This is a genomic window from Photobacterium sp. AWH4_225 (assembly GCF_056158405.1).
Genome location: NZ_JBSWTF010000001.1, coordinates 2,695,822 through 2,707,857, shown reverse-complemented (window position 1 = coordinate 2,707,857; position 12,036 = coordinate 2,695,822). Strand labels below are relative to the sequence as shown.

Below are 12,036 nucleotides of genomic sequence, written 5' to 3'. Positions count from 1 at the left end.
TCATGATGCCATTGCCAGATACCCTTGAGAAGAACCATGCTCGGAGGCCGAGTTTGCTGTGACTGCATCTTTGAGTCGGCAATAGGCCTCGATGCGGGCGTTGGCTCTCGCTACTTGGCCCGGCAGCGGCCTAGCGGCAGCATAGGGGCGGGTTCCCCAATAAAACTGATAGAAGGTTTCGAAGCAGCGGGCCACACGATTAGGCGTCGACTCTTTGAGGCAACCATCGATGAGCTTCCAGGCAGATCCTTTCGGCGTAAAGTTCGGCTTAACTTTGATGAGGTAGTCTTTTATCCATCGGCCACGATCCAGTGGCTTGTTCATACACACACCCAAGGCGGTATGCGATAGTACTGTCATTAGCTCATCGGTGTTGATATTAATTTCTTGGTGGGTTTCTAAAATATATTTCAAAGGAGTCATTGCTCATCCTCTCCTTTATATCTTCCCTGACGAGAAAATATAGTGTTAGATAATTTTTGTATGTTATTTATTTTTATTATTGCTTTTGTTTTTCGTTTCAAACCGTATTGCCACCTTTGCCGCAATGATCAGAAAAACGGCAAAGATAATGATATTGTGAAGAATTGACAGGAAGTCATGGATGTTCATATCACTGCATTCGCCATCATATGCACTTGTGAATATTCATTGACGGCTATTTCGGACGGCATCTTCTCTGTATCTTTCTTTTCTAACAGGATTTTGAAGTCTCGGATATCGGGGAAATGTGATTTCAAAGACATTCTTGTTAAGTCACTGGCACGCAGAGGATGGCTGGACGAGTAATGATAATGGCCATCTGCTATGTCGACTTGAAAGATAAAGGTATGTGGATCTCGTACTGCTCGAATATACACGTTTACATGGGCAGGGAAATAAAAAGCATAGATATTGAGCTCAGTATGCAAGCCTGATTCTTCCAATACCTGGATATCTCTTATTTCTATAGAACCTTTCGCAGCAATATCATGAGAGACTAATAGTTCCTCGATGGCTCTCTCGCGGGACATTGAAAAATCTGTCGTGATCTCATACATGTGAGCATTGACACAAGTGGTGTAGCGTACCTCGTCCTTGGACTCGAATACTTTGATAACAGCTGATTGCATAATGTGTTCTCGCTGTGGGTAGGAAGATGCCATTTATCTGATAAAGGCTTCCTCGCTTTACCTGCTGAATTTTACCTAACAGTGTGAGACTGGAAAGTACCATGATATTGATAATCATGATGTTCACTTTTTCCTAACCTGCTATTTAGTAGAATTAACCGGAAAGTGGATAACTCTTGATTCAGAGCAATATTGATTGGCTGGAAGGTAAAGATTAGTTGAATTGATAATGCCGACTAGTTTATGTCTTAATATGATGTGAAATGTAATATCAAAAATGACAATGTATTTAGTCGACGTAAGGATATTCTTGTTTATAAATATTAGATATAAGGTATCTGTTCTTTACCAACTCTATAATTAAAAAGGGCATCTCTCAGAGATGCCCTTTCTATTGAGTCTAGGTTTACAGGTGACTTATACAGCAGGTACCTGTGACGCCAATAACCAAATCGCCAAAACAAAGAAGATAAGGCCCATGAACTTATGCTGGTTGGTGCGGAACTTTTCGTTCTTCAGAAGTGGCTGGCCTAGGCTGCCAATCATGGTGACCAAAAACAGGTTGAACAGCAGACCAAGGACGTTAAGAAGCAGGCCAAGCACTAGCATTTGTTCGCCAGACGTTGCCGTAACCTGGGTGGATACAAATTGCGGCAGGAACAAGACAAAGAAAATCAGGGCTTTCGGGTTAAGCAAATTGCTGATCACCGCGCGGCGGTAAAGCGTTTTAGCGACACTGTTGCTTTGCTCGACTTCTGGTGCATCAGAAGGCTGGGTGCGCATACAATCCCAGCCCATTTTCAATAGGTAAGCACCACCTAACACACGAAGTACCTGCAAGGCGATAGGGTTCATCGCAATGAGGGCTGAAACCCCCATGGCTGCCAGTAGGGTAAGGATCAATCCAGAGGTTGCATTACCCAAGCTGGCAAAAACTCCCACTTTTTTTCCATAGCTTAGGCTAGAGCTGGCAATAAGCAGCATGTCTGGGCCAGGGATAAGGAGTAGGGCGATGACAGCAGTTAAATATACGGGTAAAACAGTTAGATCAATCATGGCAGTTCGGTGTTTGATTTACAAGGTGCTGGATTCTAGTCCTTTTTGTGGTTGATTTAAACGAATGAATTGCATTTTTTGGTTTATTTATTTGCCATGTTGCTGTCGTGTTGAATTTTTGTGCTAACAGGCGAGAGTCGAGAGGTGAGAGTTATGTGGCTTTGTGCCGGTAAAACGTTATTCGCCATCGCACTGAGGAAGAGCTAAAAAGGAATACTCGGCGTGTGTCTAATTGTTACTCGGGGTAAGATGATTTTAAATTGTGCTTTTTTTATCGGTGTATGAGGCAAATGTATTGCTAATGGTTTTATATGAAAAATCAGTTTTCTAATCAAAAATTGACTGGAAAATCGTGTTTTCATTATGGAAAAAGCGATAAATAGTCAGCTTTTCACTTAAGGTTAATATAAAGGCGACCATTAATAATGGTTATCATTTTTATTTGTGGTTTAGGTTGTTGTTTATATTGAATAAGTTTTGATTTTCATGATCCGTTAATACTGTGTTACATTCTTTAATAATGAGCCAGAATCAGGTTGATAGAGATCATATTTAGCTACCACTAATTGATTAATAGTGCCTACAAATTACAAAGAGGCATTATTAATGACTATCACTAACAAAATTCAGTCTTACTTATTAAGTAGACGGAAGTTTATGAAGCAGTCGGCGGCGGTAACTGGCGCAGCTGCGGCAGCAAGCTCAATGACCCTCCCATTTAAAGCGTCTGCGACCGAGGCGGCACCTGCCGGCGAAGAGACCATCAAGTACAGTGCTTGCTTGGTAAACTGCGGCAGCCGTTGTCCTTTTAAAGTCCATGTACGTGATGGCGTAGCGGTAAAAATTTCTCCTGAAGATGGCGTCGATGAGGCGATTTTCGGCCAGCATCAAATCCGTCCTTGCTTGCGCGGTCGCTCGGCACGTTTCCGTGCCTACAATCCTGACCGTTTGAAGTACCCAATGAAGCGTGTCGGTAAACGTGGCGAAGGTAAATTCAAGCGTATTAGCTGGGATGAAGCCACGACGATCCTTGCCAAAGAACTTTCTCGTGTTATCGAGACGTATGGCAATGAAGCGGTGTATTACAACTACGGTTCTGGCCTAACCGGCGGTAACCTACAAGGGCCAAATACCTGTCGTCGCTTGTTGAACGTGGCGGGTGGTTTCCTAGGTTCACACAACACTTATTCTGAAGCGCAGATGAATGCTATCCAGCCTTATGTCTTTGGTCAGGCGGGCAACATCTACGGTACTGAGCAACAAACGTTATTCTCTGAAATCAAAAACTCTGATCTTGTTGTGATGTTTGGCCAAAACTTGGCTGAAACCCGCATGTCTGGTGGTGGTCAGATTGCTGAGATCTACCACGCCCTTGAGCAGAGCAATGCCAAGGTGATCTTAATTGATCCGCGCCGCACCGACAGTGTGACAGCGTTTGCCAGTGAGTGGCTGCCAATCCGACCAGGTACTGATGCCGCGCTAGTTGCTGCGTTGGGCCACACCTTGATCAAAGAAGATCTCATTGATGAGGAGATGCTAAACCGCTTCGCTGTGGGTTGGGACGAGTCTACCCTGCCTGAAAGTGCACCGGAGAACAGCTCTTACAAGTCATACATCCTTGGCTTGGGTGCCGATCAGGTAGAGAAAACCCCTGAGTGGGCGAGTGAACTAACCGGTATCCCTGTGGTACGTATCAAGCAGCTTGCACGCGAAATTGCCGGTGCAAAAGCGGCGTGGATCTCCCAAGGCTGGGGTGTTCAGCGGACCCAAACCGGTGAGCAGGCTTCTCGGGCAATCATGATGCTGCCTATTATGACCGGCCACTTCGGTCGCCATGGCACCAACATTGGTACTTGGGGCGGTAGTGTTCCTTACGTACTATCTGGCTTGGCACTGCCAAACCCGGTTAAAGCATCTATCCCATGTTTCCTATGGACAGATGCCATTGTGCGCGGCTCGGAAATGACGGCAAAAGCTGATCATGTTCGTGGTGTTGAAAAACTGTCTACCGACATCAAATTCCTGTGGAACTACGCAAGTAACGTAGCGGGCAACCAGCACTCTGATCTTAACCGTACCCATGAAATCTTGGCGGATGAGTCAAAGCTTGAGTTCAACCTGGTGTGGGATAACCACATGACACCGACTGCCCGCTATGCCGATCTTCTGCTACCGGATGTGTCGACCATGGAAACGGATGATCTGATCAATAACTCATACCAGTCAGGTGCTTACCACTACATGGTGCGTGTTCAGCAGGCAATTGAGCCAATGTGGGAAAACCGCCGTGTGTACGATGTGCTGACAGAAGTCGCCGAAAAAATGGGCCTCAAGGAAGCTTACACTGAAGGCCGTACCTACGAGCAATGGCTTGAGCACGCCTACGGCCAGGTTCGCAAGAATAACCCGGCGCTCCCAACGTTTGCCGAGACCGATGGTATGGGCGTGGTTGATCGCCGCCTGGCAGATTCAAGCGAGCATATCGCCCTGAAAGATTTCCGTGACAACCCAGAAGCGAACCCGCTGAAAACGCCATCGGGCAAGATCGAAATTTACTCTGAAGCGCTAGCTGAGCTTGCCCAAGAGCGCCCGATGCTGGAAGGCGATGATATTTCTCCGATCCCGGTTTACCACCCTGCGGTAGAAGGTATTGAAGATCACGAGATGCTGAAGAAATACCCGCTACAGCTAACCGGCTTCCACACCAAAGGCCATACCCACTCAACGTATGCGTCGGTTGCGCATTTGAAAGAAGTGGCGCCAGATACCGTGTGGATGAACGAAATCGATGCGATGCAGCGCGGTATCAAGCATGGCGACCAAGTAGAGGTATTCAACGACCGTGGCCGTTTGCGTATGCCGGTAAAAGTGACTGCACGCATTATTCCTGGAACAGTTGCTATCCCTGAGGGGGCATGGGCACAGAAGAACAAGGCCGGTGTCGATGTGGGTGGTTGTATCAATACATTGACCACAATGAGAGCGACGGCGTTGGCGAAAGGCAACCCGCAACACACAAACCTTGTAGAAATTGAGCGAGTCTAAGGAGAATAACAAATGAAGCAATACGGTTTTTTCGTAGACTCAGCGAAGTGTACTGGTTGTAAAACCTGTTCGGTAAGTTGTAAGGACGAGAAGGATCAGGATATCGGTCCTAAGTTCCGTCGTGTGTATGAGTATGGTGGCGGCATCTGGAAGAAAGACGGCAATACCTGGACACAAGATGTCTTCAACTACTACTTGTCTATTTCTTGTAACCACTGTGATGAGCCAACTTGCGTGGCAGGCTGCCCAACCGGTGCGATGCACAAGCGTAAGGAAGACGGCCTTGTCGTGGTTAACCAAGATGCCTGTGTAGGTTGCCGCTACTGTGAAATGCGTTGTCCTTATGGCGCGCCGCAGTTCGATGCCGAGAAGAAAGTCATGTCTAAGTGTGACGGCTGTTTCGAACGTGTTGCAGAAGGCAAGAAGCCGGTCTGTGTCGATTCGTGCCCGCAGCGTGCGTTGGATTTCGATGAAATTCAGGTGCTTCGTGAGCGCTACGGCCAGCAGAATGCCATTGCACCGCTGCCAAACCCATCAATGACCAAACCTAACCTGGTTGTTAAAGCTCATGCTGATTCGCGCCCGACAGGGGATTCGACAGGCGCTGTACTGAACCCAGAGGAGATCTAAGCCATGCATGAATTACCATTAGTATTTTTCACGGTATTCGGCCAGGCTGCAGTGGGGATCTTCCTATTGTCACTGTTGGCTTTCACCACCAAGCAAATCAGCGATGTGCAGCTGAAAACAGCCAATATTGTTGCGGCAGTTTTGCTGTTGGTTGGTTCGGCAATCGGTGGCCTACATATGGGCCAGCCGCTACGTGCGTTCAACCTGCTGTTCGGCTTAGGCCGATCGCCAATGAGCAACGAGATCATCTTGAGTGGTGTGTTTATGGCGTGCGCGGTAGCAACCGTCGTGCTGAGCTTTATGCCGGGGAAAGAGTCTCTGTATAAGCTGGCCAACAAAGCGACAGTATTAGCTGGTTTGCTTTTCGCTTGGTCTATCCCGCAGGTATACCAGTTGGCAACAGTGGCAAGCTGGGATACTGCCCATACTTCACTGCAGATGTGGCTGACGGTGCTGGTTGCTGGTGGTGCGTTCGCCTTAATGCTGGGCGCTCACAAGCTGGGTTTTGCGACCTTGGCTGTCGGCGCTTTGGTTTCCCTGGCGGCGAAGCCTGATTACATTGGATTTGTTACTCAGGCAGCACCTGAATTGGCTGTAAACCAATATGGCCTATGGGGTGCACAAGCTGTAGCACTGCTGGTTGCTGTGCTGATTGGCTGTGGTATCTTCAGCCAGAAAGGCGCAGCAAAGCCATTGTTGATTGCCGGTGCAGGTGTCATGCTTGTTGGTGAGTTGATTGGCCGCGTTGCCTTCTATAACCTTTGGGCAATCCCGATGTAAGCTGATGCTTTTACTGCCCACTTCTTTAATGGGGAAGTGGGCAGTGGCAAATAGAGATTAGTGTTACTGATGACAACAGCCAGGTAAAAATTGATGATCACCCTTGTACCTAGGATCCTAGGCTTTCTGTTTTATTACTCGCCTTCCCATCCTTCAGCTGAAGCAATTCTTCCGGCACTCGCCGATCTTCCTGAGCATTTCGAAAGCCAGTATCAAGATAAGGTTCAAACCCTTGTCCAAGCGATGATTGCTGAGGTTCAAGATGAAGCTAAACCTGAATCTAGGCATGAAGCGTTAGCCCAAGAGTTTAGCTTGCTATTTGAAGGGCTAGGCGAAATGCCAGCGCCACCGTGGGGCTCTGTTTATCTCGATAGAGAAAGTATTGTGATGGGAGAGTCTACCGTTGAATATCGCCGTTTTCTGGCGAGCAGTGGCATTGTGCTCGATACCCAAATGCGAGAGCCTGATGATCAATTTGGTTTGATGATGCTGGCCTTTGCCCAGCTGTTGGAATCCGAAAAGTTTGATGCCAGCGCTGAACTGCTAGAGCAGCACCTATTGCCTTGGGCATTCCGTTATCTTGAGGTTCTCCAGCAGGTAGAAGGGATTTCGCCGTTCTATCCGAGTCTTGCCAAGATCGCACATTTATATCTTACTTCTTTGGTTGAAGAGCTAGAGCTATCGCCAGCTGAGAAGCCTTTATTTAAGTAAGATGGCTTGGATAAAATAATATGATGTAAAAACCGGGCTAAGCTCGGTTTTTTTGCTTTACGCCACAACGAAAGGAACAGCGCGTGACAACGATTCGTATCAAGCAAAACCAGCTACCGTCTTCAGTGGCGTTATTAGCCAAGGCTATGCTGAAAAAGGGATGCGAGCCTTTGCCATCGATAACCCTGGCTATTGATGGTTTTACGTTTGATATAGGTAACGTCAATCGCTACAACGAATGCTGTGGTTTGCCGCAGGATAAGCTTTCTCTCCCTTATCTGTTTGTGGCCACACAACCCGCCCAGTTGCTGTTACTTACCCATCCATCCGTTTCTCTGAAGTTGTTGGGATTGATCCATACCCATGTCAGTTTCCATCAACAAACGCCACTGCAAATCGGCAAGGCTTACAACTTCACGCTGGGTGTTATCGAGTGTATTCAAACCGACAAAGGCTTGGAGTTTGAGCTTGAGGGGCGTTTTGCCCTAGATGGCGTTTATCAGGCAAGCTACCGCAGCCGCTGTCTGTTGCGAGGTAAGCCGCCTGCCTCTAATAACCGGAAAAAACCAACCGATTCTTCAGATGATGTTGAAGGGCAACCGCCTGTTTGGGCGAAACTGGAAACGTTGGCGCTGACACCTCAGATGGCAAGAAGCTATGCAGCCGTCTCCGGGGATTACAATCCTATTCACCTTCATTGGCTAACCGCAAAGCCATTTGGCTTTAAGGCACCGATCATCCACGGCATGTATTCTGTCGCACGGATGTTTGCAGTAATTGAGCCCCCAATTAGCCAAGCTAAGTTTATCTTCCGTCGCCCGGCGTTTTTGCCCTCAACGGCAGAATTGGAGATTTGTGAAAAGAAGGAGGGGGAAGGTGAGCTAAGGCTAATCAATAGTGAAGGCAAACCTCTGGTAGAGGCGCAGTACCGTTGAGGCTCGCGAACTTTGAATCAGTGTATTAGCCGCGCAGCTTGGCAAATATAACCTGGGACTTATAACTCGTTACTTATAACTTGGCATTTATAAATAGTTACGTTTTGAGTGAGTTAGCAGATTCTGCCAAGACGATTTTTCGCTATTATATCGTCCTAACAATCAATAAACCCAAGTGCCAAACTTTGGGTATCAAAGGAAAGTAGCATGGATATTCAGCGTATTAACCCGACCAAGCGGTGGTCAGATGTAACGGTTTTCAATGGCATTGCCCATTTTGTCGAAGTGGCAGAGCAAGATACCAGCGCCGATATGACCGGTCAGGTTAACCAGATTTTTGCCCAGGCCGAAGAGATGCTGGCCAGTGTTGGTAGTGATAAATCCCGATTGTTGTCTGTGACTATCTATGTCACCGATTTTGCCAATTTCGATGCGTTGAATACTGCTTGGGAAGCGTGGTTGCCTGAAGGCTGCGCACCAAGCCGGGCGTGTGTCAAAGTCGAGCTAGCTGATCCGAACCTGTTGGTTGAAATGGCGTTTGTGGCGGCGGCTGGTTAATTCAATCAACGATCACTTAGCGCAGAAACAAATTTATCTTTTTGTTATGCAATGAGCCATGATGGTGTTGTACGGTATTTTTGCTGGATAACATCATGTTGAATTTTAATATGGAGGACGCAAGCCAAGTGTGTGTCGGCGCATTTGCCCTTGCTGTCCCTATTTCCTTTTCAGAAGAAGCATGGCGGCTAGGTGAAACCTTGCCCACACCAAATTTGATCATGCTGTTTTGCCTAGCGGTTTTCTTCCTCGGTGTCTTTACTTACGAAAGTGTCTTCCAGGGTAACGTAAAGCACCGGCTGGCAGGTTTCGTCTTTCGCATTGTTATCGCCTACCTTATTACCGCTATAGTGGTTTCTCTCATCTTGCTCGCATTAGATAAGCTTCCCTTGTTGTCAGACCCAGTGACATCGTTCAAACGTATTATTGTTATCGCCATGCCAGCGTCGATGGGGGCTATCGTTGTCGACAGCTTTGATAAAGAATAGTTTTGATAAGGAATAGCTTTGAGAAAAAAACGCCATCACAAACACAGCCTAAGATGATAGTAGTTAGTGATGGCGCTTATCTATACCCCGTAATTTAGGGTTAATTTATTACTATTTACGCGGCTTTTTCATTCTCAGCCTGAGACGACTCGTTCGTCCTTGCTGCCAGCTTGTTGGCCAGTGAGTGAAGCTCAGGCAGCATGCGCTGGATAAGGTGTAATTGCTGCAATACCATCCGGGCTGAGGTCGAATCCTCATCGCGCCATAGCGATAGGCGCTGGTCCAGCTCGCTATCCGATTCCGGTGCCTGGGCACAGTGGTTGCCTGCCAACTGAGCCGCCAGGCAGTCCAAATGCTGGTGGATTTGCCTGTGGGCCTGCGAGACCAAGTGATGGGTACTTTCGTCCTCTAGCTGGGTTCGGTGAGCACCCAAGGCAGAAATATAACTTAACATGGCATGGTTCAGTGTCAGGAAGCGGAAGCTTTCGTCTGTTGCCATACGATAGCGGCCGGGCTCCAACAGCATGTTACTGATAGCTGTACTGAGCTGGGCATCGGTATTGTGGGCATCACGGCGCGCTATACGGTAATTTAGGCTATCTTTTTTGCCAATTCGGTACTGGCCAATAATTTGCGCCAGATAGTCTCGGTTGGTCTCGATGGCTGTTGCCATCACCTTGTGCAGGCGGCGGGCTTGCCAATCCGGCAAGATGAAGCTCACTGCCAATACTGCAAGTAAACAACCGAGCAGGGTATCGCCAAGGCGAGGCAATATAACCGCAAAGCCTTCGCCAAGCTGGTTGAAACAGAACAGTACCAGTAGGGTGATGAACATGGTCGCCACACCATAATTGGCGGTACGGAAGGCAAAGAACATCACACCGGTAAATACCATCAGTACCAGCTGGCCTTCTTGACCTGGGAACAGGTATAGCAAAGGCATACCAATCAGCAAACCGGCCAAGGTGCCAATGACCCTTTGCTTGAGTCTCTGGCGGGTTGCACTGTAGTTCGGCTGGCAGACAAACAGGGTGGTCAGCAATATCCAGTATCCGCGCTCTAAATCAAGGCCGAGAATAATGCCGTAACCCACGGTAAGGGCAATCGCCATACGCAATGCATGGCGGAACAGCATTGAGCTTGGATCAAGCTGGGCGCGAATACGCTGCCAGCGCTCTTTCATACTGCGTGCTTCGGTATCGGACAGCTCATTATCACGGGCACTATCTGTGGTCGAGACGTCGGGGTTACTGACGTTAGATAGTTGGCGCTCTACCGTGGCAAGGTTATTGAATAGATATTCCAGCTGGTTGATAAACACCCGGCGTTTGGGATCGTTCTGGCTCTTGAGATAAAACAGAGACTCTTGCAGTTCATCCAAGGCTTTGACGCTTTCGATACCATGGCTGTAAGGTTTTCCCATCGCTAATGCGTGTGCAATTTCCCGACAGGCTTTGGCTTGCTGGGTCAAGAGGCGCTGGAAACGGAACAGCACATCACTGCGCTGGAACTCAGCAGCCAAATCTTGGTAGCGGTAGTGGGAAGAGCTGGCTCGTTCGTGGATATCCTGCACCAAGAAATAGATCTTGAGGAATTTATCGCCGGTTTCGTTTGGGTGGCCGCGGCGGGCACGGTGAAGCAAAGTCGCCTTGGCGTCATTTAACGCACTGACCACTTTGGCATTTTTGGTCGCAGCTTGTAGACGCAATGGCTGCGGCACAAGATCGGCTACGGGCTCGAACAGTTGGCTCTTGCTATCGAGGTAGCATGCAAGTTCGGTAAAGACTTTTGACAGACTTTGTTGAACCGGTTGGTTGGGCCACAGTATCTGCCAGCTCAAAGATAGCAAGCCATACCAAGTTGCGCCGCCCAGTAGCAACATCGGTTGGTACCACAGGTTAGGACTTTGCGCAGCACCTAGCATGGTATACACCGCCAGTAACAGCGAAGCAAAGGCAATACTGGCGTAACGCGCCCCCATCGAACCCAGCATGATAAAGCCGAAGGTAGAGCTAAATAACCCGATGGCAAACAGCGGTGGGTAGGGGAAGAGTATTTCAATCGAGAAAGAGGCAAGCACGAAACAAAGCAAGGTAGTGATTAAGGCTTTGATACGTCCGGTTAAATTATCATCGGTTTCAGCTAGCGCCGAGGCAATGATCCCCAATACTAACGGAGTGACTTCAGAAGTAGCCTCTAGATACCAGCAGGGGAGAGCAACCCCAACAAGGGCGATAAGAACACGTATGCTATAGTTAATCCGGTCATTTGCCCAGTAACGACGCAAGGTCAATTGTAAGCGGCTATTTGTCATTGTTTTTATGGTCTTCCTAGTGAAGTGCTAAAGATAACAAACTTCAGTTCGCAAGCGTTATTAATCCACATAAAAAACGCAGTTATAGGGTTTGCACAGGCATTTCTAGGTTATTTTTTGTTCGGGTTGTTCTGGAAATGAATTTTTATCACGAGGATGGTGACTTAATTAACCAACGCAAATCACAGTTTTCGTCTTGTTTAAATTGCCAACAACCCGCTGTAAAAGTCTTCGCAAAATAATAACATGGCCAAATTAATTGGCAGAAAATTTACGCAAATTATTTTTTGGACGCTAGGGTATATCTATAGAACTTGATACTCTTAAGTCCAAGTCGTTTTTTCGTTAATAGGCTACACAATGTCTAATAACGCGCGCAAAAGCTAGCGTAGTAGCAGAAGTAAGTT

11 protein-coding genes are annotated in these 12,036 nt (G+C 47.7%); 7 read left to right on the top strand and 4 right to left on the bottom strand.

The window, feature by feature from the left end; translation table 11 throughout:
* From ACXAD4_RS12630 to ACXAD4_RS12620, 3 genes are all read right to left on the bottom strand, one after another.
* Complete coding sequence (locus ACXAD4_RS12630; RefSeq protein WP_475241812.1) at window positions 1-423, bottom strand: hypothetical protein; 423 nt, start codon at window positions 421-423, stop codon at window positions 1-3.
* A 185-nt stretch (window positions 424-608) separates the two neighbouring features.
* Window positions 609-1,112: a hypothetical protein gene (locus ACXAD4_RS12625; RefSeq protein ID WP_475241810.1), complete on the bottom strand. Its 504-nt coding sequence runs from the start codon at window positions 1,110-1,112 to the stop codon at window positions 609-611.
* Between the two features lie 417 nt (window positions 1,113-1,529).
* Window positions 1,530-2,168 carry a LysE family translocator gene (locus ACXAD4_RS12620; protein ID WP_317522051.1) on the bottom strand — a complete coding sequence of 213 codons (639 nt, stop codon included), beginning with the start codon at window positions 2,166-2,168 and terminating at the stop codon, window positions 1,530-1,532.
* 612 nt (window positions 2,169-2,780) lie between these two features.
* On the opposite strand from ACXAD4_RS12620, the gene ACXAD4_RS12615 reads away from it, so the two are divergent.
* The 7 genes from ACXAD4_RS12615 to ACXAD4_RS12585 all read left to right on the top strand — a co-directional run bounded on the left by ACXAD4_RS12615 (window position 2,781) and on the right by ACXAD4_RS12585 (window position 9,315).
* Window positions 2,781-5,213 (top strand): DMSO/selenate family reductase complex A subunit, encoded by a 2,433-nt coding sequence (locus ACXAD4_RS12615; protein WP_475242773.1) that lies wholly within the window; start codon window positions 2,781-2,783, stop codon window positions 5,211-5,213.
* Window positions 5,214-5,225: 12 nt separating this feature from the next.
* Window positions 5,226-5,843 carry a DMSO/selenate family reductase complex B subunit gene (locus ACXAD4_RS12610; RefSeq protein ID WP_107300087.1) on the top strand — a complete coding sequence of 206 codons (618 nt, stop codon included), beginning with the start codon at window positions 5,226-5,228 and terminating at the stop codon, window positions 5,841-5,843.
* Window positions 5,844-5,846: 3 nt separating this feature from the next.
* Window positions 5,847-6,623: a dimethyl sulfoxide reductase anchor subunit family protein gene (locus ACXAD4_RS12605; RefSeq protein ID WP_475241809.1), complete on the top strand. Its 777-nt coding sequence runs from the start codon at window positions 5,847-5,849 to the stop codon at window positions 6,621-6,623.
* A gap of 93 nt (window positions 6,624-6,716) precedes the next feature.
* The gene (locus tag ACXAD4_RS12600; protein WP_475241807.1) at window positions 6,717-7,334 is read left to right on the top strand and encodes a molecular chaperone TorD family protein; all 618 of its coding nucleotides are present in this window, start codon (window positions 6,717-6,719) and stop codon (window positions 7,332-7,334) included.
* An 83-nt stretch (window positions 7,335-7,417) separates the two neighbouring features.
* A complete protein-coding gene (locus tag ACXAD4_RS12595) occupies window positions 7,418-8,269 on the top strand; it encodes a MaoC family dehydratase (RefSeq protein WP_475241806.1) in 852 nt (283 codons plus the stop codon).
* 207 nt (window positions 8,270-8,476) lie between these two features.
* Window positions 8,477-8,827, top strand: a complete 351-nt coding sequence (locus tag ACXAD4_RS12590) for a RidA family protein (RefSeq protein WP_475241804.1) — start codon at window positions 8,477-8,479, stop codon at window positions 8,825-8,827.
* A gap of 92 nt (window positions 8,828-8,919) precedes the next feature.
* Window positions 8,920-9,315 carry a DUF2391 family protein gene (locus ACXAD4_RS12585; protein WP_475242772.1) on the top strand — a complete coding sequence of 132 codons (396 nt, stop codon included), beginning with the start codon at window positions 8,920-8,922 and terminating at the stop codon, window positions 9,313-9,315.
* Window positions 9,316-9,430: 115 nt separating this feature from the next.
* On the opposite strand, the gene yccS is transcribed toward ACXAD4_RS12585, so the two are convergent.
* Window positions 9,431-11,629 (bottom strand): YccS family putative transporter, encoded by a 2,199-nt coding sequence (gene yccS / locus ACXAD4_RS12580; protein WP_475241802.1) that lies wholly within the window; start codon window positions 11,627-11,629, stop codon window positions 9,431-9,433.
* Window positions 11,630-12,036: the final 407 nt, after the last annotated feature.

What these genes read in the sequence shown, in the direction of transcription:
- ACXAD4_RS12630 (WP_475241812.1), bottom strand. Translation starts at nt 423, where the DNA reads ATGACTCCTTTGAAATATATTTTAGAAACCCACCAAGAAATTAATATC.
- ACXAD4_RS12625 (WP_475241810.1), bottom strand. Translation starts at nt 1,112, where the DNA reads ATGCAATCAGCTGTTATCAAAGTATTCGAGTCCAAGGACGAGGTACGC.
- ACXAD4_RS12620 (WP_317522051.1), bottom strand. Translation starts at nt 2,168, where the DNA reads ATGATTGATCTAACTGTTTTACCCGTATATTTAACTGCTGTCATCGCC.
- ACXAD4_RS12610 (WP_107300087.1), top strand. Translation starts at nt 5,226, where the DNA reads ATGAAGCAATACGGTTTTTTCGTAGACTCAGCGAAGTGTACTGGTTGT.
- ACXAD4_RS12605 (WP_475241809.1), top strand. Translation starts at nt 5,847, where the DNA reads ATGCATGAATTACCATTAGTATTTTTCACGGTATTCGGCCAGGCTGCA.
- ACXAD4_RS12600 (WP_475241807.1), top strand. Translation starts at nt 6,717, where the DNA reads ATGATCACCCTTGTACCTAGGATCCTAGGCTTTCTGTTTTATTACTCG.
- ACXAD4_RS12590 (WP_475241804.1), top strand. Translation starts at nt 8,477, where the DNA reads ATGGATATTCAGCGTATTAACCCGACCAAGCGGTGGTCAGATGTAACG.
- yccS (WP_475241802.1), bottom strand. Translation starts at nt 11,629, where the DNA reads ATGACAAATAGCCGCTTACAATTGACCTTGCGTCGTTACTGGGCAAAT.